19 protein-coding genes and 3 tRNA genes are annotated in these 23,051 nt (G+C 69.8%); 5 read left to right on the top strand and 17 right to left on the bottom strand.

Annotated features, from left to right (window positions below; genetic code table 11):
• Window positions 1-48 precede the first annotated feature (48 nt).
• Together purF and purM are read left to right on the top strand one after the other, a co-directional pair.
• Complete coding sequence (gene purF, locus ACIPC1_RS36970) at window positions 49-1,578, top strand: amidophosphoribosyltransferase (RefSeq protein ID WP_384378434.1); 1,530 nt, start codon at window positions 49-51, stop codon at window positions 1,576-1,578.
• A 34-nt stretch (window positions 1,579-1,612) separates the two neighbouring features.
• A complete protein-coding gene (gene purM, locus ACIPC1_RS36965) occupies window positions 1,613-2,713 on the top strand; it encodes a phosphoribosylformylglycinamidine cyclo-ligase (protein WP_402525381.1) in 1,101 nt (366 codons plus the stop codon).
• A 120-nt stretch (window positions 2,714-2,833) separates the two neighbouring features.
• On the opposite strand, the gene ACIPC1_RS36960 is transcribed toward purM, so the two are convergent.
• Both ACIPC1_RS36960 and ACIPC1_RS36955 read right to left on the bottom strand, forming a co-directional pair.
• On the bottom strand, window positions 2,834-3,091 hold the full coding sequence (locus tag ACIPC1_RS36960) for a DUF3073 domain-containing protein (protein ID WP_384378440.1): 258 nt from the start codon (window positions 3,089-3,091) through the stop codon (window positions 2,834-2,836).
• A 280-nt stretch (window positions 3,092-3,371) separates the two neighbouring features.
• On the bottom strand, window positions 3,372-4,475 hold the full coding sequence (locus tag ACIPC1_RS36955; RefSeq protein ID WP_402525378.1) for a Leu/Phe/Val dehydrogenase: 1,104 nt from the start codon (window positions 4,473-4,475) through the stop codon (window positions 3,372-3,374).
• Window positions 4,476-4,722: 247 nt separating this feature from the next.
• Between ACIPC1_RS36955 and ACIPC1_RS36950 the strand changes: the two genes are divergently transcribed.
• Entirely contained in the window at window positions 4,723-5,571 is an 849-nt protein-coding gene (locus ACIPC1_RS36950) for a hypothetical protein (RefSeq protein ID WP_402525376.1), read from the top strand.
• A gap of 529 nt (window positions 5,572-6,100) precedes the next feature.
• Window positions 6,101-6,307 carry a developmental transcriptional regulator BldC gene (bldC, locus tag ACIPC1_RS36945; protein WP_003949541.1) on the top strand — a complete coding sequence of 69 codons (207 nt, stop codon included), beginning with the start codon at window positions 6,101-6,103 and terminating at the stop codon, window positions 6,305-6,307.
• 391 nt (window positions 6,308-6,698) lie between these two features.
• Here bldC and ACIPC1_RS36940 read toward each other — a convergent pair whose 3' ends face one another.
• The 6 genes from ACIPC1_RS36940 to ACIPC1_RS36915 form a co-directional block, all read right to left on the bottom strand.
• A complete protein-coding gene (locus tag ACIPC1_RS36940) occupies window positions 6,699-6,917 on the bottom strand; it encodes a DUF6274 family protein (protein ID WP_402525374.1) in 219 nt (72 codons plus the stop codon).
• A gap of 299 nt (window positions 6,918-7,216) precedes the next feature.
• Window positions 7,217-7,291 (bottom strand) — tRNA-Asp (locus ACIPC1_RS36935).
• A 96-nt stretch (window positions 7,292-7,387) separates the two neighbouring features.
• On the bottom strand, window positions 7,388-11,371 hold the full coding sequence (gene hrpA, locus ACIPC1_RS36930) for an ATP-dependent RNA helicase HrpA (protein ID WP_402525372.1): 3,984 nt from the start codon (window positions 11,369-11,371) through the stop codon (window positions 7,388-7,390).
• Between the two features lie 178 nt (window positions 11,372-11,549).
• Window positions 11,550-11,623 (bottom strand) — tRNA-Phe (locus tag ACIPC1_RS36925).
• Between the two features lie 24 nt (window positions 11,624-11,647).
• A tRNA-Asp gene (locus tag ACIPC1_RS36920) sits at window positions 11,648-11,722 on the bottom strand.
• Between the two features lie 210 nt (window positions 11,723-11,932).
• Window positions 11,933-12,904 (bottom strand): hypothetical protein, encoded by a 972-nt coding sequence (locus tag ACIPC1_RS36915; protein ID WP_402525370.1) that lies wholly within the window; start codon window positions 12,902-12,904, stop codon window positions 11,933-11,935.
• A 313-nt stretch (window positions 12,905-13,217) separates the two neighbouring features.
• On the opposite strand from ACIPC1_RS36915, the gene ACIPC1_RS36910 reads away from it, so the two are divergent.
• Window positions 13,218-14,414 carry a DUF418 domain-containing protein gene (locus ACIPC1_RS36910; RefSeq protein WP_402525367.1) on the top strand — a complete coding sequence of 399 codons (1,197 nt, stop codon included), beginning with the start codon at window positions 13,218-13,220 and terminating at the stop codon, window positions 14,412-14,414.
• A gap of 75 nt (window positions 14,415-14,489) precedes the next feature.
• Here the strand turns inward: ACIPC1_RS36910 and ACIPC1_RS36905 are convergent, their stop codons facing one another.
• The 9 genes from ACIPC1_RS36905 to ACIPC1_RS36865 all read right to left on the bottom strand — a co-directional run bounded on the left by ACIPC1_RS36905 (window position 14,490) and on the right by ACIPC1_RS36865 (window position 23,021).
• Window positions 14,490-16,322: a type IV secretory system conjugative DNA transfer family protein gene (locus ACIPC1_RS36905; RefSeq protein WP_402525364.1), complete on the bottom strand. Its 1,833-nt coding sequence runs from the start codon at window positions 16,320-16,322 to the stop codon at window positions 14,490-14,492.
• Window positions 16,319-16,516 carry a hypothetical protein gene (locus ACIPC1_RS36900; RefSeq protein WP_402525362.1) on the bottom strand — a complete coding sequence of 66 codons (198 nt, stop codon included), beginning with the start codon at window positions 16,514-16,516 and terminating at the stop codon, window positions 16,319-16,321. Before ACIPC1_RS36900 ends, ACIPC1_RS36905 begins: the two co-directional genes overlap by 4 nt.
• A 5-nt stretch (window positions 16,517-16,521) precedes the next feature.
• Window positions 16,522-17,988, bottom strand: a complete 1,467-nt coding sequence (locus ACIPC1_RS36895) for an ATP/GTP-binding protein (RefSeq protein ID WP_402525534.1) — start codon at window positions 17,986-17,988, stop codon at window positions 16,522-16,524.
• Window positions 17,989-18,203: 215 nt separating this feature from the next.
• The gene (locus tag ACIPC1_RS36890; RefSeq protein WP_402525359.1) at window positions 18,204-19,700 is read right to left on the bottom strand and encodes an SCO6880 family protein; all 1,497 of its coding nucleotides are present in this window, start codon (window positions 19,698-19,700) and stop codon (window positions 18,204-18,206) included.
• Window positions 19,701-19,942: 242 nt separating this feature from the next.
• Window positions 19,943-21,145 carry a hypothetical protein gene (locus ACIPC1_RS36885; protein ID WP_402525357.1) on the bottom strand — a complete coding sequence of 401 codons (1,203 nt, stop codon included), beginning with the start codon at window positions 21,143-21,145 and terminating at the stop codon, window positions 19,943-19,945.
• 1 nt (window position 21,146) lies between these two features.
• The gene (locus ACIPC1_RS36880; RefSeq protein ID WP_402525355.1) at window positions 21,147-21,818 is read right to left on the bottom strand and encodes a hypothetical protein; all 672 of its coding nucleotides are present in this window, start codon (window positions 21,816-21,818) and stop codon (window positions 21,147-21,149) included.
• Between the two features lie 140 nt (window positions 21,819-21,958).
• Window positions 21,959-22,183 carry a hypothetical protein gene (locus ACIPC1_RS36875; RefSeq protein WP_384378688.1) on the bottom strand — a complete coding sequence of 75 codons (225 nt, stop codon included), beginning with the start codon at window positions 22,181-22,183 and terminating at the stop codon, window positions 21,959-21,961.
• A 140-nt stretch (window positions 22,184-22,323) separates the two neighbouring features.
• On the bottom strand, window positions 22,324-22,647 hold the full coding sequence (locus ACIPC1_RS36870) for a hypothetical protein (protein ID WP_402525353.1): 324 nt from the start codon (window positions 22,645-22,647) through the stop codon (window positions 22,324-22,326).
• On the bottom strand, window positions 22,644-23,021 hold the full coding sequence (locus ACIPC1_RS36865; RefSeq protein ID WP_384378477.1) for a hypothetical protein: 378 nt from the start codon (window positions 23,019-23,021) through the stop codon (window positions 22,644-22,646). Before ACIPC1_RS36865 ends, ACIPC1_RS36870 begins: the two co-directional genes overlap by 4 nt.
• Window positions 23,022-23,051 lie beyond the last annotated feature (30 nt).

The raw sequence follows: 23,051 nt of genomic DNA, 5'->3' as shown, positions 1-23,051 counted from the left end.
CGTATCCCCAATTCGGACCGGTGGTCGATCTCGCCTACACTCGGTGCCGTGCCACGTGGTGACGGTCGACTCAATCATGATCTGCTCCCCGGTGAGAAAGGCCCCCAGGACGCTTGCGGCGTCTTCGGAGTCTGGGCTCCGGGCGAAGAGGTCGCCAAGCTCACTTACTTCGGGCTCTACGCCCTCCAGCATCGGGGCCAGGAATCCGCGGGAATCGCGGTCAGCAACGGCTCCCAGATCCTCGTCTTCAAGGACATGGGCCTCGTGTCCCAGGTCTTCGACGAGACCTCCCTCGGCTCGCTCCAGGGCCATATCGCGGTCGGTCACGCCCGCTACTCGACCACCGGAGCCTCCACCTGGGAGAACGCCCAGCCGACGTTCCGTGCCACCGCGCACGGTTCCATCGCGCTCGGCCACAACGGCAACCTGGTCAACACGGCGCAGCTCGCCGAGATGGTCGCCGACCTGCCCAAGCAGCCGGACGGCCGCTCCCCGCGCGTCGCGGCCACCAACGACACCGACCTGCTGACGGCGCTCCTCGCCGCGCAGGTCGACGACGACGGCAAGCCGCTGACCATAGAAGAGGCGTCCGCCAGGATCCTCCCGCAGGTCCAGGGCGCCTTCTCGCTCGTCTTCATGGACGAGAACACCCTGTACGCGGCCCGAGACCCGCAGGGCGTCCGCCCGCTGGTCCTCGGCCGCCTGGAGCGCGGCTGGGTCGTCGCCTCCGAGTCCGCCGCCCTCGATATCTGTGGCGCCTCCTTCGTCCGTGAGATCGAACCGGGCGAGTTCGTCGCCATCGACGCGGACGGCCTGCGTACGTCGCGATTCGCTGAGGCAAAGCCCAAGGGCTGCATCTTCGAGTACGTCTATCTGGCCCGCCCGGACACGGACATCGCCGGTCGGAACGTGTACCTCTCCCGCGTCGAAATGGGCCGGAAACTCGCCAAGGAAGCTCCGGTCGAGGCCGATCTGGTCATAGCGACACCGGAGTCGGGCACCCCGGCCGCGATCGGTTACGCGGAGGCCAGCGGAATCCCCTTCGGCGCGGGCCTCGTCAAGAACGCCTACGTCGGCCGGACCTTCATCCAGCCCTCGCAGACCATCCGCCAGCTGGGCATCCGTCTGAAGCTCAACCCCTTGAAGGAAGTCATCAAGGGCAAGCGGCTGGTCGTCGTGGACGACTCGATCGTGCGCGGCAACACCCAGCGCGCACTGGTCCGGATGCTCCGGGAGGCCGGCGCGGCGGAGGTCCACATCCGGATCTCCTCGCCGCCCGTGAAGTGGCCCTGCTTCTTCGGCATCGACTTCCCGACCCGCGCCGAGCTGATCGCCAACGGCATGACCATCGAGGAGATCGGCACCTCGCTGGGCGCCGACTCCCTCTCGTACATCTCCATCGACGGCATGATCGACGCCACCACCATCGACAAGCCGAACCTGTGCCGCGCCTGCTTCGACGGCGAGTACCCGATGGATCTCCCCGACCCCGAACTGCTCGGCAAGCAGCTCCTGGAGACCGAGCTGGCGGCAGGTCCTGCCGCCACGGCCGCGGCCGACGCGATCCGTCGCCCGTAAGAGCCCCGTATCCCGACCCGAAAGATCCCAGGCAATGTCTGCTGAGTCCGATCAGCGTGCTCCGCACGCGGGCCCTCGTACCGGTGCCTCCTACGCGTCCGCCGGCGTCGACATCGAAGCCGGCGACCGTGCCGTGGAGCTGATGAAGGAGTGGGTGAAGAAGACGCAGCGCCCCGAGGTCCTCGGTGGCCTCGGCGGCTTCGCCGGCCTCTTCGACGCCTCCGCCCTCAAGCGCTTCGAGCGCCCGCTGCTCGCCTCCGCCACGGACGGCGTGGGCACGAAGGTCGACCTCGCCCGGCAGCTAGGCGTGTACGACACCATCGGCCACGACCTGGTCGCCATGGTCATGGACGACATCGTGGTGTGCGGCGCCGAGCCGCTCTTCATGACCGACTACATCTGCGTCGGCAAGGTCCACCCCGAGCGCGTCGCCGCCATCGTCAAGGGCATCGCCGAGGGCTGTGTGCTGGCGGGCTGCGCCCTCGTGGGCGGCGAGACGGCCGAGCACCCGGGCCTGCTCGGCCCGGACGACTTCGACGTCGCGGGCGCGGGTACGGGCGTCGTCGAGGCGGATCAGCTGCTCGGCGCGGACCGTATCCGTACGGGTGACGCGGTGATCGCCATGGAGTCCTCCGGTCTTCACTCGAACGGGTACTCGCTCGTCCGGCACGTCCTCCTCGACCGCGGACAGCTCAAGCTCGACCGGCACATCGAGGAGTTCGGCCGCACGCTCGGCGCGGAGCTCCTGGAGCCCACCAAGATCTACTCGCTGGACTGCCTGGCCCTCACCCGCACCACCGAGGTGCACGCCTTCTCACACGTCACCGGCGGCGGTCTCGCGGCCAACCTGGCCCGCGTCATCCCCGACGGCCTGCACGCGATCGTCGACCGCGAGACCTGGACCCCGGCCCCCGTCTTCGACCTCGTCGGCAGGACCGGCGACGTCGAGCGCCTGGAGCTGGAGAAGACCCTCAACATGGGCGTCGGCATGATCGCGATCGTCCCCGAGGAGTCGGCGGACGCGGCGCTCGCCACCCTCGCGGACCGCGGGGTGGAGGCCTGGATCGCCGGCGAGATCACCGAGCGCGGTGAGCACGCCACGGGCGCCGCCCTGATCGGCGACTACAGCAAGTAAGTCCCTCAGGCTCAGGGCAGCACAAAACCCGGTCCGGTGTGAGACCACCCCGGACCGGGTGAGGTGCAGATGCTGTGAGGCTCTACGAGAACGCCGAACCTGCTGAGCCCGCTGCCGACGCTACGCGCCGCGACGTTGCGACTGGGGACCGGACTCGTCGCCCTCGTCATCATCGTCGTCGTTATAGAGATCCGCGTACTGCGCGTACGGGTCGTCTTCTTCCTCGTCGTCGTCCTCGAACGGCTCGCCATTCGGCGGCTGTTGCGAAGTCGAAGCGCCCAGCTCATTGGCCAGACGCGAGAGGTCAGTCCCGCCGCTGCTGTACTTCAGCTGGCGGGCGACCTTCGTCTGCTTGGCCTTTGCCCGGCCGCGCCCCATGGCTCGACCCCCTCGGATACGGGGCTCGGTGGCCCCAGAGTCTTGACACGCGTTCATGATCTGGAACGGGCTCTCCGTGAAGAGACCGGTCCGTAGGGCTTCCACGGTACCTGCTCCCGCGCCCATACGGTACGTCGCCCGCAGGACGCGCGTGTGCGCAGAACCTGCGAGGAGCCCCGTCCTCGCTGGTCAACCGCGATTTTAACCCCTTCTTGGCGGCCGACCCGCCGACAGACGTGAGAGTTCTCTCCAACACCCGCCGACGGGTACCTCCCGGAGCTCAGCCCCGACGCGCCTCGGCCATCCGCTGCTCGGCGATCCGGTCGGCCGCGGCGGCCGGCGGAATCCCGTCTTCCTTCGCACGTGCGAATATCGCCAGCGTGGTGTCGAAGATCTTCGCGGCCTTCGCCTTGCACCGGTCGAAGTCGAAACCGTGCAGTTCGTCGGCGACCTGGATGACACCGCCGGCGTTCACGACGTAGTCGGGCGCGTAGAGGATCCCGCGGTCCGCGAGGTCCTTCTCGACGCCCGGGTGTGCCAGCTGGTTGTTGGCGGCGCCGCACACGATCTTCGCGGTGAGCGCCGGCACGGACTGGTCGCCCAGTGCCCCGCCGAGCGCGCAGGGGGCGTAGATGTCGAGTGCCCCGAAGGGATGGGCGCCGCGGATCAGCGCCTCGGTGTCCGCCGCCACCGCGACGGACGGGTGCTGCTCGACGATCCGCCGGACGGACTCGTCCCGCACGTCCGTGATCACGACCCGCGCGCCCTCGTCGAGCAGATGCCCGACCAGGTGGTTGCCCACCTTGCCGACGCCCGCGACGCCTACCGTGCGGTCACGCAGCGACGGGTCGCCCCACAGGTGCTGTGCGGAGGCCCGCATGCCCTGGAAGACGCCGAAGGCGGTCAGCACGGACGAGTCGCCCGCGCCGCCGTTCTCCGGGGAGCGCCCGGTCGTCCAGCGGCACTCGCGCGCCACGACGTCCATGTCGACGACGTACGTGCCGACGTCGCAGGCCGTGACGTACCGGCCGCCGAGCGAGGCCACGAACCGGCCGTACGCGAGGAGCAGTTCCTCGCTCTTGAGCGTCTCGGGATCGCCGATGATGACGGCCTTGCCGCCGCCGTGGTCGAGACCGGCCATGGCGTTCTTGTACGACATCCCGCGGGCGAGGTTCAGGGCGTCGGTGACGGCCTCCGCCTCGCTCGCGTACGGGTAGAAGCGCGTACCGCCGAGGGCCGGGCCCAGAGCGGTGGAGTGGATGGCGATGACGGCCTTGAGGCCGCTGGAGCGGTCCTGGCAGAGCACTACTTGCTCATGACCGCCCTGGTCCGAATGGAACAGGGTGTGCAGTACATCAGCAGGAGCGCCGGATACGTCGGTCACGGTGGTGACTCCAAGGTAAAGAGCGGCGGTTGACGTGCGGGTCCCGTACGGGTGGCGGGCGCCCGTGGGCATGAGACTAGAGCCTGGGCGGGGCCGTCATCCGCGCAGTGTTCAGGATCACCCTCGCCCGGAGTACGGTCCTCCTCGGCCGTGGCACGATTTGCCGTGGTTTCCCGGTCGCTTGTGCGTGGGTTGAGCGGGTTTCGAGCCCGGGTTTCACGTCCGGCCGGTTGGGGAGGGAGCAGGCGTGCCCAAGGTGTCCTCGGTGATCGTCCCGTACGCGACCTATCTGCGCGTGTACGAGCCGCTGGCCGCCTTCCCCGAGCCGGAGCGCGGCCACTGGGCGCGGTACGCCCGCCGCCCCGAGCGCCCCTCGTACCAGGACGAACTGCGCCGCTCCCTGGCCGACTTGCTGCCCACCCCGCCCATCGCCGTGCCGGTGCACGAGAGCGGCGACGCCTTCGTGGTCGAGGTCGACGGGGTGGTCTGCGTGTGCCCCTGGCGCACCCGGCTGCGCGGCTGGCAGGCCCTGGGAGAGCTCGGCGAGGAACTGCCGGAGCCGGTCCTGGACGCGGTCCTGCCCCCGCTCGTACGCCGCCAGGCGGCCCTGGACTACGAACGCTGGCTGGAGCGCAACCCCGACGCCCGCCCGTGGATCCGCACCTCGACCTGGCAGGTGCCGCTGAACTGGTTCGTGCTCGTCTCCGACGAGGAGCGGCTGTACGAGAAGGGCGCGGCGCCCGACGGAGCCGCGCCGGCGCTCAGGTACCGGACGCCGATGGTGCAGGCGCGGCGGCGGACCGCGCGGGCCCTGAAGACGCTCAAGGACACCATCGAGGACGGGCCGCTCATCGACGGCCTGCTGGAGGTGGGGCGTTGGCTGGAGGAGTTCCACCCGCGCTCGCTGGTCGAGCTGGACTACGGCGGCCTCGTGCACGTCCTGCCCGCCGGGGAGCTCGAGGGCGACCACTCGGCCGCGGACGTCCACGAGGGCATCGAGGCGCTGCGTACCGGGGACGGGGCCGCGGCGGGCGAGGCGTACGGGCGGCTGGTGGAACGCTGGCGGTCGGTGCGCGACCGGCAGTCCGCGAACTGACGCACCGTCGGGGCATGCTGTCGTCACATGCCGGACGACTACGGCGTCGTCACGCACCGATGAACGCTCACTACGGGACGTAAGTCCCGATCCGGGCTTTTGCGTCAACGGCGTGTCAAGCGTGACGGATGGCACTTTCCTGGCCCTTGCGCCCCTTACCCCTCCTCGTGCCAAAATAGGACAAGGAGCCCGGGGGAGGGCTCCGTCCGCCCACGTATGGGTGGAATCTCAGCATTGCACGCTATGGGGGGTCTGTTGACTCCTGATCGTCCTGTGACTGATCGTCACAGCGGCGTGACTGTCCGCTATGGCATGGTCCATCGGCTTCCGTCGCTGATGAACACCTGGGAGGGCAATTCCATCGGTTTGGCCGACGTGGCTGGACGGATGGTGTAGTTGTAGTGCCGAGGACAAGCCGTTCGTCCTATAACCGACTCGGCCCGCGTCCGCCATTTCGGGCAACGCGGGTCAAGGTGCAGAATTTAGAGGAATGAACCGAGAAGGTTCGGTTCTCCCGAGGAGGCCGCTCATGACCGCTCGCACCCCTGATGCCGAGCCGCTGCTGACCCCGGCTGAGGTCGCCACGATGTTCCGCGTGGACCCGAAGACGGTCACGCGGTGGGCGAAGGCCGGCAAGCTCACGTCCATCCGCACGCTCGGCGGGCACCGCCGCTACCGCGAAGCTGAGGTCCGCGCGCTACTCGCGGGTATCCCGCAGCAGCGCAGCGAGGCCTGAACAAGCGCATAGCCGGGCAATTCGGCAGGCCCCCCAATCTGCCGTTGTGTCCGAACCACAGCTCCAAGCGACGCGGGTCCTGCCCCAACGGGACCCACGCCCGACCCAATTGAACAAGCGACAAGGGTGCGTCGTAGATCGCGCTGGACTCCGCCGGGTCCAGCGCGATCTTTTTTGTGCGCTGATTGTGGGTCGCGTGGGGGGTCTGTGCGTGACCTTGTCGGAGTCTGGGGAGGGCTGTCGGATCTCCTGTGGGTGGCCCCTCAGGGCAGTGCAATTGCACATATTAAATTGACCAGTTGTAGGTGAGGCGTAAGTTCCGATGTTTCAAAAACTTATGCGGTGACACCCGTCACATGCCACAGTCCTTGTCGCCTGCGCTGCTTCTGCGCTAAGGGAGTTGGGGCTCCCCGGCGGCTTCGTCCTCGGCGACGCCCTCGACGCCCTCGACGCCCTCAGCGTCCTCCTCGCCGTAGGGGGCCGGTTCCATGGCCAGCCGCAGCAGCCGGTGGCAGATCGGGCAGTGGCGCGTCAGATGGCGGTACTCGGAGGCGGCCGCCAGATGGGCGCGGAGCAGAGCGCGCGTCTCGTGCCGGGCGGTTGCCGCCATACGCACCTCCAGGGGGCCTCACGGGGGCGAGGGCCCTGGTTTCTGGGTACCGGCGGAATGTGACGACGTCAAGACATACGAAAGGCCCGGAGCGTGAAGCTCCGGGCCCCCAGAACGCGAAGGGCCCCGCATCCGGCAAGGATGCGGGGCCCTTCGTTCACTGCGGTCCTGACGGGATTTGCTGCATCCGATTGCGGCTGCGCCGCGGGCGCGGCCTCCGCCTCGACGGGGTGGCGAGGGTCTTCGCCCGCATGGCAAGAGGGCCCGCACCTTGCCGGCGCGGGCCCTCTTGTTCACTGCGGTCCTGACGGGATTTGAACCCGCGGCCTCCACCTTGACAGGGTGGCGAGCACTCCAAGCTGCTCCACAGGACCAGGTTTCGCAGCCACTTGTTGGTGCGCTGGGCTGCGAAAAGAGACTGTACAGGAGGGGCGGGCCCGGGGTCGAACTCACCCACCGTACCTACGCCGTTACGGGGCCAGCGCGTCGATCGCCTTCACGATGCGCTTGTCGGAGACGGGGTACGCCGTGCCGAGCGCGTGGGCGAAATAGCTGACGCGGAGCTCCTCGATCATCCAGCGGATGTCCAGGACCGGCTGGGGGACCGGTCGGCCCTGCGGAAGCTGCTCCAGGAGCCAGGCGTACTCGTCCTGCATCTCGTGGACCTTCTCCATGCGGGAGGTGTCCCGCTGGACGCTCGTCGGCATCTGCTGGAGGCGGCGGTCGGCCGCGACCAGATAGCGCATCAGGTCCGGGAGACGGCGCAGCCCCGTCCCGGTGACGAAGCCGGGCTTCACGAGGCCGTCCAGCTGCGTCCGTACGTCCGTGAGGTTCGCGAGCAGCGTCGGGCTCCTGGTGCCCTTCAGGCGGCCCTCACAGGCCTGCCAGGCGGCGAGGACCTGCTGTACCTGGCCGACCGTACGGACCGTCGTGTCGACGATCTCGGCGCGCACCTTGTCGTAGAGCTTGCGGTACGACTCCTCGTCCCACGCCGGGCCCCCGAAGTCGCCGATCAGCTTGTCGGCCGCCGCCGTCGCGCAGTCCTCGAAGAGGGCCTGGACGGAGCCGTGCGGGTTCGCGGACAGGGCGATCTTCTGGACGTTGGTCAGCTTGTCCGAGGCGAACTTGCCCGGGTTCACCGGGATGTTGCGCAGGATCAGCCGCCGCGTGCCCTTCCACATCGCCTGCGCCTGCTCGGCCTCCGTGTCGAAGAGCCGTACGGAGACGGTGTCGCCGTCGTCCACCAGCGCCGGATACGCCTTGACCGGCTGACCGGCCCGGCGCGTCTCGAAGACCCGCGTGAGCGAGCCGATCGTCCAGTCGGTCAGGCCCTTGCGCTCCAGGGACTGCCCGCCCTCGCGCTCCGCCGTCGCCGCCGCGGCCTGCGAGATCGCCTGCCGCGCCTTCGGCTTCAACTGGAGCTTCAGCGCCTCCAGGTCCTTGTCCTCGGCGAGCTTGCGGCGCCGCTCGTCGACGATCCGGAAGGTGATCCTCAGGTGGTCCGGGACCCGGGACCAGTCGAAGTCGTCGGCGCTCACCGGAACACCGACCATGCGCTTCAGCTCGCGCGCCATCGTCACGGGCAAGGGCTCCTGGAGGGGCACGGCCCGCTCCAGGAACTTCGTCGCGTAGTTGGGCGCGGGCACGTAGTGGCGCCGGATCGGCTTCGGGAGCGAGCGGATGAGCTCGGTGACGACCTCTTCCCGCAGCCCCGGGATCTGCCAGTCGAAGCCCTCGTCCGTGACCTGGTTCAGGACGTGCAGCGGGATGTGGACGGTGACGCCGTCCGCGTCCGCGCCCGGCTCGAACTGGTAGGTCACAGGGAACTTGAGGGGACCCTGGCGCCACGAGTCGGGGTAGTCGTCCTTGCTGACGTCCCCCGCGCGCTCGTTGATGAGCATCGACCGCTCGAAGTCGAGGAGTTCGGGCTCCTCATGCTTCTGGTGCTTCCACCACGAGTCGAAGTGCGCCCCGGAGACCACGTGCTCGGGCACCCGCTGGTCGTAGAAGTCGAAGAGCGTCTCGTCGTCGACGAGGATGTCGCGGCGCCTCGCCCGGTGCTCCAACTCCTCGACCTCGGTGAGGAGTCGGCGGTTGTCGGCGAAGAACTTGTGGTGCGTACGCCAGTCGCCCTCGACGAGCGCGTTGCGGATGAAGAGCTCGCGGCTGGCCTCCGGGTCGATCCGCCCGTAGTTGACCTTGCGCTGGGCGATGATCGGTACGCCGTACAGCGTGACCTTCTCGTACGCCATCACCGCGGCCTGGTCCTTCTCCCAGTGCGGTTCGCTGTACGTCCGCTTGAGGAGATGTCCGGCGAGCGGCTCGACCCACTCGGGCTCGATCTTCGCGTTGACGCGGGCCCACAGCCGTGAGGTCTCCACCAGCTCGGCGGACATCACGAAACGCGGGGGCTTCTTGAAGAGGGCCGAGCCTGGGAAGATCGCGAACTTGGCGCTGCGGGCGCCCAGATACTCGTTCTTTCCGGTGTTTCTCCCGCCTTCCCCCCCGGTCTCCTTCACGTCCTTCATGCCGATGTGCGAGAGGAGTCCGGCGAGCAGGGAGATGTGGACGCTCTGGCCGGCCGCGTCCTCCTCGTTCGGATGGATGCCCATCTGTTTGGCGACGGTCCGCAACTGCGTGTAGATGTCCTGCCATTCGCGGATGCGCAGGAAGTTCAGGTACTCCTGCTTGCACATCCGGCGGAACGAGGACGAGCCGCGCTCCTTCTGCTGCTCGCGGACGTAACGCCACAGGTTCAGGTACGCGAGGAAGTCGGACGTCTCGTCCCGGAAGCGGGCGTGCTGCTGGTCCGCCTGCGCCTGCTTGTCGGCGGGGCGCTCGCGCGGGTCCTGGATGGACAGCGCGGCGGCGATGACCATGACCTCGCGTGCGCAGCCGTTCTTGTCGGCCTCCAGGACCATCCGGGCAAGCCGCGGGTCCACGGGCAGCTGGGCGAGCTTGCGGCCGCTCTCTGTGAGCCGCTTGCGCGGGTCTTTCTGGTCCGGGTCCAACGCGCCCAGTTCCTGGAGGAGTTGGACGCCGTCGCGGATGTTGCGGTGGTCCGGCGGGTCGATGAAGGGGAACTTCTCGATGTCGCCGAGACCGGCGGCGGTCATCTGCAGGATGACGGAGGCGAGGTTCGTACGGAGGATCTCGGCGTCCGTGAACTCCGGGCGGGCGAGGAAGTCGTCCTCGGAGTACAGGCGGATGCAGATGCCGTCGGACGTACGGCCGCAGCGGCCCTTGCGCTGGTTGGCGCTGGCCTGTGAGACCGGCTCGATGGGCAGTCGCTGGACCTTGGTGCGGTGGCTGTACCGGGAGATACGGGCGGTGCCCGGGTCGATGACGAACTTGATGCCCGGGACGGTGAGCGAGGTCTCGGCGACGTTGGTCGCCAGAACGATCCTGCGCCCGCCCGCTTGAATATGAGGTGTCTGCTGGAAGACGCGGTTCTGCTCGGCGTGCGAGAGGCGGGCGTAAAGGGGGAGCACTTCTGTGAACCTGAGGTTCTTCTTGTTGAGCGCGTCCGCGGTGTCACGGATCTCGCGCTCGCCGGAGAGGAAGACGAGGATGTCGCCCTTGCCCTCGCCCTGGAGCTCCTCGACGGCGTCACAGATCGCGGTGATCTGGTCGCGGTCGGAATCGTCGCCCTCTTCCTCGAGGAGGGGGCGGTAGCGCACCTCCACCGGATACGTACGGCCGCTGACCTCGACGATCGGCGCCTCGCCGAAGTGCCGGGAGAAGCGCTCGGGGTCGATGGTCGCGGAGGTGATGACGACCTTGAGGTCGGGCCGCCTGGGCAGCAGCTGGGCCAGGTATCCCAGCAGGAAGTCGATGTTGAGGGAGCGCTCGTGGGCCTCGTCGATGATGATCGTGTCGTACGCGCGCAGCTCGCGGTCCGTCTGGATCTCGGCGAGCAGGATGCCGTCGGTCATCAGCTTGACGAAGGTGCCGTCCGGGTTCACCTGGTCGGTGAAGCGGACCTTCCAGCCGACGGCCTCGCCCAGCGGGACGTCGAGCTCGTCCGCCACCCGCTCGGCGACGGTCCGGGCGGCGATACGGCGGGGCTGAGTGTGCCCGATCATGCCGCGGACGCCGCGGCCGAGCTCCATACAGATCTTGGGGATCTGGGTGGTCTTACCGGAACCGGTCTCACCGGCCACGATGACGACCTGGTGATCACGGATGGCGGCCGCGATGTCGTCCTTCTTCTGGCTGACCGGGAGCTGTTCGGGATAGGTGATCGCGGGCACGCGAGCGCGGCGCTCGGCCATCCGGGCCTCGGCCTTGGTGGCCTCCGCGTCGATCTCGGCGAGCACGGCGGACCGGGCTTCGGGCTTGTGGATCTTGCGCGCGCCTTCGAGCCTGCGCCCGAGCCGGTGCGCGTCGCGCAGGGACAGCTCGGCCAGGCGGGCGGCGAGATCGCCGAGGGCGGGGGCGGGGTGTGTAGACATACGCCGTCCAGGATCTCACCTCGACGAAATGACTGGCGAACGCTTTTGTGTGCCGGACGCCGGACGCGCCCTCGGCGGGCACCCCGGAGGGCGTACGGCCGAGCCGACGCACGCCACGGGCTTGAGCGGCCGGGAAACGACGAAGACCCCGCCTGTGAGGACGGGGTCTTCGGGGAAGTGGCTGGGGCCGGGATCGAACCGGCGACCTATCGCTTTTCAGGCGATCGCTCGTACCAACTGAGCTACCCAGCCACGAAGTTCCTTGCGGAACTTCAGCGGTCCTGACGGGATTTGAACCCGCGGCCTCCACCTTGACAGGGTGGCGAGCACTCCAAGCTGCTCCACAGGACCAAGCTGTTGTGTGCGGCTGCGTAAGACAGTGTCGCACACGGTTTTGCATGCCCCCAATTGGCGCACACGCAGATGGTTGCAGGTCTGACCAGCGGTGTCCAATCGGTATCGGGTGACTCGTGACGGAGGGACGTTTCGGGCACCACCACCGTGAGAGCAGGCTCACAGCGCGGCGGATCGCCCGGCCGCGCCGCCCTCGGTGAGCCGCTGTCAGGAGCGTCTGCCGACGTCGTCGGCGCCCAGTCGCCTCCGTAACATCTCGAACTCGACGTCCGGCGTGAACTCGGGCTCCCCCCCGTCGTTGCGGACCAGCCGGGTGAGTGTCCCCGCGTGCCACCAGTAGACGTCCGGGCTGACCGGGCCCGCGGCGTCCTTGAAGTTGGCGGCGGCGAAGACGGTCATGCCGTAGAGCGTCGGGAGCAGGGTGGCGTCCCGGCCGGCGGCGATGGGGCGGAGCGCCAGTTGGTGGCGGTTCGGCATGGCCACCAGGGCTCCGTCCGGACCGAGGCCGCGCCCGGTGAGGTTCCGGGCGAGCTCGTCCGTCGCCAGGACACGGCTGGAGGTGAAGAAGGAGTCCCCCGTCACCACGTCGAAGCGCATGTCCTGCGGTCCGTGCAGGACGGTGTGGGTCTCCACCGGAAGCTCACGGAGGTTGCGCAGCGCACGGATCCGCAGGTCGACGATGCCGCCCAGCGGTTCCAGCAGGTCGTCGGGGAGCGTCATCACACTCTCGTGCAGGTCCAGGGCGAGGACCTCGCACAGGCCGGGTGCGACGACGCGGGCATGGACGTACCGGGCCGGGTTCGGTTCGAGGACGTCCCGCGTCACCACCCAGGGGCGCAGCCGGGCGAGGAGCTGGTCGGCCGTGAGGTGATGCAGCGGGGACGGTCCGTCCAGCACCCGCACCATGCGGCCGACATGCCCGCGGATCAGCTGGGGCCACCACCGCCGCCCGCGGGGGTCGTTGTGGCAGATCGCCGCGATGTTGCCCAGCCCGAACGGGCGCCCCGCGCTGTCGCTCACCGCGCCCGCGTGGAGGGTGACCTCCAGCCCCTGCTCGGCGAAGGCCTCACGGACCTGCGCCCGGAAGTGCGCACCCTCGTCGACGGAGAAGAAGGGGTACTCGGCGTCACGGGAGACGTCACGGCGGTCACGTTCCGGCGAGCGATGAAAGATCCACATACGGCGGCCTTTCCGGTCGGGTCGACGAGGTGATCGAGTCCCTTGCTGTCAGGGCACAACGTGAGCTGTCGCGAGAGGGTTCAAACGGTCCGGCCGCCTGCGCGCCGCCTTGGAAGAGGCGTTCGGAGGGCGGGGCGTTCCGTGTCGCGCAGGGTGCGCCGGGTGCATGGGACTCCTTGGCCGGACCCCGACTGAACCGTCCCCGTACGTGTCCCGTGGTGGCCCTGCGAACCGTGGTCGGCGGTGGAGCCCGCGGGAGGTGCCCGTCGCGGACCCGTTCGCCACCACGCGGCACCGACCACGGAGGTCCGCCTTGCCCTTCCCGCCCCGCACACCGACACCTGCCGCCGCCGGGCCCGCGCTCGACCGGATGCCGGGGCAGGACCGGGTCCGGGAGGTCGACGTCCTGCGCGGGTTCGCGTTGCTGGGCATCCTCATGGTCAACGCGCTGTTGATGGCCGGGCCGCACGTGGGGGCGGTCGGGTCACGGGTCGACCACGTGGCCGGCTGGCTGGTCACCGCCCTGGTCAGCGCCAAGTTCTATCTGCTCTTCTCCTTCCTGTTCGGCTACAGCTTCACCCTCCAGAGGGCGTCGGCCGAGCGCGCCGGAGCGGCCTTCGCACCCCGCCACCTGCGCCGACTGACCTGCCTTTTCCTGCTCGGTCTCGCCCATGGGGTGCTGCTGTTCTCCGGTGACGTCCTGATGGTCTACGCGGTGCTGAGCCTGCCGCTGTTCGCCTGCCGGGACCTCGCGCCGCGTACGGCGGTACGGGCCGCGCTCTGGCTGGTCGCCGCTACCGCGGCGTGCCTGCTGGCCTGGGGGCTGGTCACCGTCGCCTACGCGGCTCCCGTACTCCCGCAGGAGGTCACGGCCGCGGTCGACGACATGGTGGCGGCCCGGCGGGGCGATCCCGGTTCGGTCGTCGGCGACAACGTGCGCCGGCTGGGCGACTCGCTGGGCTGGAACATCGTCTACGCCGCCGACATGCTGGCGGCGTTCCTGGTGGGCCTGGCCGCGGGCCGGCGCGGGCTGCTCGCCGACCCCGGCCGCCACCGCGCGCGGCTGGTGCCGGTCATCGTCCGCTGCCTGCCGATCGGCCTGGCGGGCAGCGTGTTCATGGCGATCTGCCGCAACGGGCCGCTGGACCCGCGCTGGTACTACGTCGGCTCGGCCGCCGGTGTGCTCACCGCTCCGGCGCTGACCGCCGCGTACGTCTGCGGACTCCTGCTCCTGCTGCCCACCCGCCCCGGCCGACTGCTCGGCGACGCGCTGGCCCCGGCCGGCCGGCTGGCGCTGACCAACTACCTGACCCAGTCGCTGGTCATGGCCCTGGTCCTGACCGGATACGGGGCGGCCTGGTACGGCCGGTTCGGCACCGTGGTGGTCCTGGGCGGCTGCCTCGTCCTGTACGCGGCTCAGCTCGCGTTCAGTCGGTGGCTGACGCGGCGCTTCCGGTACGGGCCGGTCGAGTGGCTGCTGCGCACCGCGACGCTGGGGCGGAGGCCCTGAGGGAAGCGGGGGCCCGCGGGGTCCGGCAGGTGCGCCGGTTCCGCGGGCCGGTTCGGTGGGGATCTTTGGAGCCCGCTATCTGTCGGTGCCCTTGCGCAGGGTCACCGCTTCCCGCTGCCATCTGGACAGGCCCTCGGTGATCCGGGCCCCGGGGGTTCCCGCCCACGAGCGGGCGGCCCGTTCGGTGATGGCGGCCACTTCCGCCTTGGCCGCCGCCGAGATCGGGCCCGCGTTGGGCTCCTTGTACCAGGGGCGCAGCCGGATCAGCGCGGGCCGTACGCCGGTGGCCAGGAGCAGGGCGGTGCCCTTGGGCAGGGCGCGGATCCTGTCGGCGGGCAGCACCGGGTCCAGCCGGTAGGAGTAGGAGCGGGAGGTGCCTTCCTTGCTCCGGGAGATCGACGGGGTGCGGATGTCCTGGTTGCCGACGAGCTTGGAGATCTTCTCCACGAAGTCGGCGTCGTCCAGGCCCGCGCCGAGGAGTTTGATCGTGGCGGCGCTCCACAGGGCGTCCATGCCGGCCTCGCCCCACACCCGGCTGCCCTGGCGGTAGCTCTGGAGCAGGGTGACGACGTTGATCCCGCGTGAGCCGAGGTGGCTGTAGAGGTCGGGCAGGTCGGAGATGCGGCACACGTTGGCGGCCTCGTCGAGGACGGCCGTCATCGGCGGGTCGAGCCGGCCGCCGGTGCGCTCGGCGGCGACCACCCCGGCGCGCAGCGTCGCGTCGGCGAGACCCGCGATCACGCCCGCGGCCGAGCCGCCGCCGTCCTTGGACAGCAGATAGAGGGTGTCCCGGCCCAGGACGTGCACGTCCGGCCTGAACTGCGGAAGGTGCGGGTCGGATGTCACCCAGGCCACGATCTCCGGGTCGAGCAGACAGGCCACGCACTGCCGGGCGGTCTCGTAGATGCCGTCGCGGGTCTCGACCGCGCCGCGGACCGTGCCCTGCAACTGCTCGGCCATGGCGACCATGTCGACGTCCCGCAGCAGGTCCACCGGGGTGCGGTCGGCCGGGTCGGCGAGCCAGGCCAGCAGGTCGAGGACGGAGGCCCCGCCGCGGGCCGCGGCCAGGAACAGGGCGGTGAGGGTGTTCTGGGCCGCGGAGATCCAGAAGTCCTTCTTGGACTGGTCGTCGTTGACGGAGGCCACGAAGTGCCCGGCAAGGCGGCGGGCGCCCTCGATGGTGTGGCAGTCGGCGAGGATGTCCCACCACATCTCGCGCGGGGCGTGCGCGATGCCCTGCGGGTCGAAGGTCCACACCGTGCCGGCCTTCTCGCGTTCGGCGCGGGTGACGGCGTACACGTCGGACTTGTTGGAGGTCAGCAGCACCGCTCCCTGGGCGCGCAGGACGCGGGGGACGGCGATGCCCGTGGACTTGCCGGCGCGCGGGGCCATCAGGTCGAGCTCGACGTCCTCGTAGGAGGAGCGCAGTTCGGGGCCGTCCGGGGCGAGGTCGCCGAGGAGGTTGCCGGTCTCGTCGGGATGGAGGTGCTCCCGGCCCTTGAGCGAGGGGCGCAGCTCGCGGGCGCGGGCCGCGATGCCGTTCGGCGCCATGCCGGCCAACTCCCGCCGTCCGGCAAGGCCCTTGGGCCGGGACAGGTGGCGCATCACCTGGCGTCCGGCCAGGATGCCGAGGACCACGACAGCGCCGTAGAGCAGGCCGATCCCGGTCAGTACGCCGGTCGGTGACGCGCCCGGCCACAGCGTTCCCGGGCCGCCGGTGAGGAAGGTGCCGAACGTCCTCAGGTCGAACGGCGGGGGGTTCCAGCCCGAGCCGGTCATGGCGGCGCCCAGCGACCCGCCGAGCCAGACGCCCCCGAACATCACCAGGAACCCGCCGGCCACCAGCACGATCGCCCACGGCAGCAGCTCGCTGCCGTACGACTGGCCCCTGGGTGAGCTGCCTGTCATGGGGAGTACCTCCTGGCGTCGACCGCGGTGTCGGTCATGGGGGAGTACCTCCTGGCGTCGACCGCGGTGTCGGTCATGGGGAAGTGCCTCGTGGCTTCGGCCGCGGTGTCTGTCATGGGGAGGTACTTCCTGGCTTCGGCCGCGGTATCCGCCATGGCGAAGTACCTCCTGGCCGCGACCGCGTTCGTGGTCACGCGGCTCACCTCCGGTCCGTCGCGGTTCTGGAGAGGTCGGGGAGATGTCCGTAGGGGTCGTCGGGGATGTGCTCGAAGCCGCCCTCGTTGGCCGGCTTGTTCGCCACCCAGCGCTTGTTCGTGTCGTGCAGGTGCCGTTCGGTGTCGGTGATGGCGACCTGGATCGGGATGCCGGGGCGGCCACCGACCTTGATCAGGAATCGGCCGCGGCCGGGCGGCTCCTCGCGGTCCCCGTGCGCGGCCCAGCCGGGCGGTGAGGACCAGGAGGAGACCAGGTTGATCTCCCGGCGGGACAGGCCCACGATCTGGCCGAGCTCCTCCATCTCCTGGCGCGGCAGCCCGGCGACCACCACCATGCCGGCGCGTTCGACGAAGCCGCGTGCCTTGACGCGGTCGGTGTCGCTGCCCAGCGACTCGGCGTCCTTCAGGGTGTGGGTGATCTTGGCGTCGCCCAGGCCGAGGGTGCGGTTGAGGCGGGTCAGCGCGTCGATGCGGTCGACGATGCCGGAGGCCGCGCGCAGTGGCCGCCACAGCTCGTCGAGGACCGTGAAGAACCAGCGCCGGGGGGCGAGTCCGGCGTCCGCGAGGGCGTGCGAGGCGGCCACCGTGCCCAGACCGTCGGACCACGCCGCCAGCATCGCCGCCGCGGTGAGCTGGGTGTCGGCCTCGCCGATCCGGGAGATGTCCATGCACACGGCGGAGGAGTTGAGGTTGATGCGGGTGGAGGTCTCGGAGGCGAAGGTGTCGCCCAGCGGCCCGTCAAGGATGCCGAGGAGCGAGCGGTGCAGCGGGTCCACGGCGTCGCGGTAACGCGTCTCGTCGCCGCGGTCCAGGGTCACCGCCCGTACCCGGTCAGGACCTTCGACGAGGATCTTCACCAGGTCGGGCAGCAGCGGTGCGCGGTCCGGCGGGGTGCGTTCGCGCAGATGGTGCAGGGCGGCGGACAGGACGGACTGCTCGTGGTCGTCCATGGGGCGGTCGCGCACGATGGTGATGAGCGCGGCGACCATGTTGAGGACGCGGCCGTGGGTCTCGGCGTGCAGCACCCGTCCGGCCTCGCCGCCGATACGCCGGGCGGCGGCGCCCATGGCACCGGGGTCCAGGACGTTGATGCCGCCCACACCGCGCCCGATGGAGATGACCTGGCCACCCAGGGCGCGCACGGTGTCGGCGTAGTCGGGCTTGAGGTCGCCGAGGACCAGCGGTACGACTCCGGTGGCGGCCAGGCCGATCAGCATGCGGTTGATCAGGGTGGACTTGCCGAGGCCCGGCATGCCGAGCATGAAGAGGGACGGGTTGGAGATGTAGTGGGCGCGGGTGAACCAGGACAGCGGGTCGCCGCAGACGGTGGCCCCGGTGTAGAGGTGCTGGCCCAGCGGTACGCCGGTCATGGGGGCGCCGGAGCCTGCCGCGAACGGCCACAGTCCGCAGGCCTGGACGGTGGTGGCCCGCCACATGGTCGGCGGGTCCATGTTGGCGACCTGGCCGCCGCCGGGTCCGTACCAGCCTCGCGGGGGCGCCAGTTTTTCCTTCGCCTCCCTGGGCTTCTTCCTGGCCTCCGCCTTCTTCCTGTCGTTCTTCCGGTCGTTCTTCCTCGGGGTGAGGTCCGGGCCTTCGTCCTTGTACGTGATCGGGGCGTCGTCGTCCTCGTACGCGCCCTTGTTTCCGGCGCGCGTGTTCTTGGTCCTCACAGGGCTTCCTTCAGTTCGCGCGGCACCAGGGTGTGTTCCCACGGGAGGATTCCGACCGGCAGCGTGCAGCTGAACGCGGCCGCCTGCATCCGGTCGGCCGGGCGCATCAACAGCCGTGCTCCGGCCAGCAGGTTGCGCACGGTCACGTTGGCGTCGCCCAGGTCGGCGTCGGAGTCGACCGTGACCGTGACCATCAGCGAGAACTCCACCAGGCCGGCGCCGGTGGCCTCCTCCACCGCCGTCTGCTCGGCGGCACGCACCTCGTTGGCGGCACGCGCCTGCACCATGCCGCGTTTGGAGGTGGCCATGAACTGCGCGGCCCGCCGGTCGGCCTCGACGATGCGCGCCGAGGTCGCCGGGTCGATGGGCCGGTAGAGCAGCGCCACCCGCTTGCGGCGGGTGCCGGGCGCGTCCTCCAGCAGGGCGCGCAGCACCTGGGCGCGCACCGTGCCGCGCGGGGCGAGGGTGAGCATCCAGGTACGCGACACCCCCGAGTCGTGCTGGTAGGCGTTGACCTTCTCGACGGCCGCCGAGGGGCCGGCGTCCTCCCATTCCAGGCCGGTCCCGCCGTACAGGGCGCGGGCTTCCAGGACATCGGCGGCCACGGCCGGGTCGTAGGCCACGCGTACGACCTCGGCGATGCGCTCGGCCGACAAGGGGGAGGCGGGGCCGCCGCCCGCGCCCACCACTCCCGCGAGCAGGCCGGGGATGCGGATGGCGAGGTCGGTGAGGATGTCCTCGGTCCTGCGCTTCTGCCCCGGGGGAATGCCGTACGTCAGGGCAAGGTAGGTGTGCATCTCCGAGGACGCGCTCGGGTAGCGCTGCACCACCTCCTCCATCACGGCCCGCGCGGCCGGCGGGGCGTCGGGGGTGATGCGCGGCAGTACCTCGTTGGCCAGCCGGGTGCCGGTGTCCGGGGCGGTCTCCACCACCACGGAGGCTCCGCGCAGACCCGGTTCGCTGGACAGCCGGGCCAGCCACTGGCCCCAGGACGCCACCCAGTTGTCTATCTGGTCGGGGTCGACCAGGGATCCGCCGTCGGGTTCGCAGCCGAGCACGATGGTGTAGAGGTTGCGGCTGCGGTGGTGCAGCACGCCGAACGGCTGGTCGTAGGCGTCCGTGCCCTCGATGACCTTGACCTGGCTGAGCAGCCCAGGCGGGCGGAACTTGCCGCCGGGGCGCTGGGACAGCGGACCGGAGAGGTAGGCGTTCGAGCCCTTGGCCTTGCGCCGGAACCAGCTGATGCGCACGGCGAAGAGCTGGTAGACGTTGCGCCCGTCCTGCGTACGCACGGCCAGCGGCACCAGGAAGAGGCTCTGGATGACGATGACGACCAGCGTGAACTGTAGCGAGATCAGCGACACCATCAGGTCGAGGACGAGCCCGCCGAACAGCACGATGGTGCCGAGGAGACCGAACGGTCCGAAGCCGGGTCGCCTCGGCCTGCGCCAGTTCCCGTACGTGGGGTCGACGGCAGCGGCTTGAATGGACATGGGGTACCTGGTTCCTTTCCTTTGGGGGGGAACTCGGGTGTGGGGTGGGAGAGTTGACGCTGCGTCAGCTTGGCTTGGGTGAAGTGGAGTGAAGTGCGGGGTGCGGCCCCTGTGTCAGGGGGGCGCCTTGGTGTGTCCCGGGGTGCGGGCTTCGTGTGGCCCGGGGTGCCGCCTCCGCCGCACATACCGTGTGCGGCGGAGGCGGCCAGGGGGAGGCTCACGCCGTACCCGGTCGGGGACGGTCAGTTGCCGTCTCCCTGGTTGCCGCTCTCGACCCCGCTCTTCATGACGTTCACGGCTCCGCCGGCGATCTTGCCGGCCACTTCCGCGGCGGCGACCATTCCGGCGAGGGCGGGGTTCGCCGCTCCGGCTGCCCTGCCGGCGCCGCCTCCGCCGCTGCCGCCTCCTCCGCCTCCTGCCGAGCCGCCTCCTCCGCCTCCCTCCGTCGAGGACCCGCTGCCCTTCGCGCCGCCGCCCCCGCCTCCGTCGCCGCTCGCGCCGGAGGGGCCGCTCTCCTTGGCGCCGGAGGGTCCCTTGGAGCCGGAGTCTCCTCCGCCGTTTCTGCCGGCCGCGTCGGCCAGGCTCTTCGCTCCGGAGGCGAGGCCGCCGGCGACGCCCATGGTGGCGTCCCCGACCGAGTCACCGCCGAGGGCGGCCGTCGCGGGGACGATGATTCTCATCAGCGCCGGCAGCGCGACGGCCGAGAGCAGCAGCAGGCCCATTCCCGCGATCTGTGTGTCGGTGGTGCTGTGGGCCTCCGACGAGTCGACCATGATGGCGCCGGAGTACAGCACGAGACCGACCGTGGGTTTGTACAGCAGCCAGGCGGTCATCCAGCCGATGTGCTTGCGCCACCACGTGCCGCCCCAGTCCGTCATGGAGGCGGCGGCGGCCATCGGGAGCGTGCCCATCAGGACGATCATCACGCCGAGCCGAACCCACATCAGGAGCGCGTGGATGATGCCGGCGATGATCAGCAGGCACCCGATGACCAGCAGCAGCATGTCCGGAATGCCGCCGTTGCAGTCGATGCCCTCCATCAGGTTGAGGAGGCTGCCCCTGAGGAGGTGCTGGGAGTACCGGTCCATGAGGTCGACGAACGTGCCGATCATGGCGGTCGCGGCGGTGCTGACCAGAATGATGCGCAGGATGCCCTTGAGCGCGGTCTGGCCCGATTCGCCGCGCCGGTCAAGGGCCATCTTGGCGGAGGCGAAGAGGATCGAGCCGCACGCGAGGTACACGGTGATCCACCGCGTCTGGTTGCTGATCGTCCCCGACGCCGCTTCGTTGGTCGAGGCGATGCCTCCCACGGACATGAAGATCCCGATGGCGCCCTGGATGATGATCTTGGCGACCATTCTGATCATCGAGCCGATGGGGTCGGTGAACATCCCGAAGAAGTCGAGACCCCCGTCGCATCCTTCGCCTGCTGCGGCCAGGAACATGTCACGCTCCCCACATGATGAAGCCGTTGGGCGTCGCCTGGTTCTTCACGGACGGGTAGAGGGACCCGTCGTCCAGGAGCGCCACCTTCCAGTCGCCGTCCCGCCAGCGGACCGACACCGACGTCGACAGGTAGCCGCCCATGGGATTGGTGAGGAGCAGCCGTACGGTCGCGGAGTCGCCCGAGTAGGACGCCACGGAGAAGCCCACGAACCTTCCGACCGCGCTCTCCTCCAGGTTCTTCTCCTCGGCCTGGGCCTTGTTGGCGACGAACGAGTCGCGCGCCTCCCCGGGCACGACCTGCTGCTCCGCGACGATGCGCCAGGAGACGCCGCTCAGTTCGACGGGAATGACGTGCGCCGCGAGCACCGCCCCGGTGGGCGTGTGGGCGAAGCACCACCACATGGTGGCGTCGGTGTGGAGGGGCCCGGCCGACGGTGAGGTGGGCGCCATGATGGCGAGGAGCTGCTGCCACTTCAGATCCGTCGGGGCCGTGGTCGGCCGGGCGGTGTCCCGGTCGTCGGTACGGCAGTTCTCCGGCCGGCCGCCCGGCCCCGTCCGGACATGCTGTGGGTCGCCGGGTGACAGCGGGCCGCCGAGGCCGTTGAGGGTCTCCTCGCTGCTCGCCGTGACCTCGGCACCCTTGGGGTCGACCACGAGGGCCACCAACGACATGACGACGAAAAAGCCAAGAAAGAGGGCTGAGTTGATCCATCCAGGCTGTTTGTAGAAAGGCCCGTCGACCGGGTCCTTTTTTCGTTCTGTGCCGAACACGTCGATGGCCTCTCCTGCGGTCGGACTCTTGTCGGACTCTGTTAGAAGAGGAATTCGACGGTGGGCCCGGCGGTGGACACGAGGACGCAGCCGCCCAGGACCATGCCGAGACGGCTGAAGTGCTCGGAGCCTTCGCCGCGCTTCATGGAGACGGCCATCATGATTCCGGTGATGATGATTCCGCCCACGCCGGCGGCGGTGCCGGCCCACGCGGCGATGCCCAGTACGGTGTTGACCGCGTTGGCGAGGTCCCCTGGAGCCTTCATCTCCGGGTCGGGGACTCCGGTGGCATCGGCGGTGCCACCTGTGGAGGCCAGGAAGGTCTGGCCGTTTACGTAGAGGGAGAGCAGGGTGTCCTTCATCGGGATTCTCCAGTTATTGCGACCAACAAGGATTTGTCTGGCTGTCAGAGAAGTGGCACCAACACGAAATTGACGAGCGGTCCGGCAGTACTCCCGATGACGCAGGCGCCGACGACGAAGAACGCGCCCCTGAAATAGGTCGCACCTTCGCCCATTTCGCCACGGCGCAGTTGCATGGCCATCTGGATGCCCACGGTCATCAGGCCCGCCACCGCGCAGGCCGTCACGATCCAGGTGAGGTTGCCGAGCAGGATCTTGGTCTGGTCGGTCGGGTCGAAGGCGCCGTTGGGTCCGAAGGTCGCGGGGTCGATGAGCTCTCTGGTGGGGGTGGGGCTGGAGGTGGGGTCCTCGTCGGCCGAGAAGATCATCGCGACCTCCTCGTACGACCGGCCGGAGCCGGGACGAGCCGTCGGGCCAGCGCCCGGACCGCCCGCGGCAACTGGTCGACGTCCTCACCGAGGCGCCAGGCCGGCACCCACGGAACGCGGTGGACCTCGGCCGCCGAACGCAGCACGCGGACGCGCCGGCCGAGCGCGCGCGGCAGTTGTCCCGGCGCATCGGCGACCAGCACGATGGCGAGGAGCTCCACTCCGGCGGGGTGGTCCCCCTTGCGGAGTGCGTTCAGGGCGTGGGACGCCGCCCGCATGCCCGTGTTGTGGGTGCGGGCCACCAGCAGCACCTGGCCGGGTTCGCCCTTGGCCGGGTCGGGCCACCGGTGGCCGACGTCCGCGCCGCCCAGCACCCGGGCGAGCGTGCTCGCCCCGGCCCCGCC

The organism is Streptomyces sp. NPDC087263 (genome assembly GCF_044744645.1).
Lineage (GTDB): Bacteria > Actinomycetota > Actinomycetes > Streptomycetales > Streptomycetaceae > Streptomyces.
Note: the sequence above shows the minus strand (reverse complement) of the source record. Positions and strands in the feature narration are given on the sequence as shown.

Coding starts and splice junctions, on each gene's coding strand:
- purM (WP_402525381.1), top strand. CDS start 1,613: ATGTCTGCTGAGTCCGATCAGCGTGCTCCGCACGCGGGCCCTCGTACC.
- ACIPC1_RS36960 (WP_384378440.1), bottom strand. CDS start 3,091: ATGGGGCGCGGCCGGGCAAAGGCCAAGCAGACGAAGGTCGCCCGCCAG.
- bldC (WP_003949541.1), top strand. CDS start 6,101: ATGACCGCTCGCACCCCTGATGCCGAGCCGCTGCTGACCCCGGCTGAG.
- ACIPC1_RS36940 (WP_402525374.1), bottom strand. CDS start 6,917: ATGGCGGCAACCGCCCGGCACGAGACGCGCGCTCTGCTCCGCGCCCAT.
- hrpA (WP_402525372.1), bottom strand. CDS start 11,371: ATGTCTACACACCCCGCCCCCGCCCTCGGCGATCTCGCCGCCCGCCTG.
- ACIPC1_RS36915 (WP_402525370.1), bottom strand. CDS start 12,904: ATGTGGATCTTTCATCGCTCGCCGGAACGTGACCGCCGTGACGTCTCC.
- ACIPC1_RS36905 (WP_402525364.1), bottom strand. CDS start 16,322: ATGACAGGCAGCTCACCCAGGGGCCAGTCGTACGGCAGCGAGCTGCTG.
- ACIPC1_RS36895 (WP_402525534.1), bottom strand. CDS start 17,988: ATGGACCCGCCGACCATGTGGCGGGCCACCACCGTCCAGGCCTGCGGA.
- ACIPC1_RS36890 (WP_402525359.1), bottom strand. CDS start 19,700: ATGTCCATTCAAGCCGCTGCCGTCGACCCCACGTACGGGAACTGGCGC.
- ACIPC1_RS36885 (WP_402525357.1), bottom strand. CDS start 21,145: ATGTTCCTGGCCGCAGCAGGCGAAGGATGCGACGGGGGTCTCGACTTC.
- ACIPC1_RS36880 (WP_402525355.1), bottom strand. CDS start 21,818: ATGTCGTTGGTGGCCCTCGTGGTCGACCCCAAGGGTGCCGAGGTCACG.
- ACIPC1_RS36875 (WP_384378688.1), bottom strand. CDS start 22,183: ATGAAGGCTCCAGGGGACCTCGCCAACGCGGTCAACACCGTACTGGGC.
- ACIPC1_RS36870 (WP_402525353.1), bottom strand. CDS start 22,647: ATGATCTTCTCGGCCGACGAGGACCCCACCTCCAGCCCCACCCCCACC.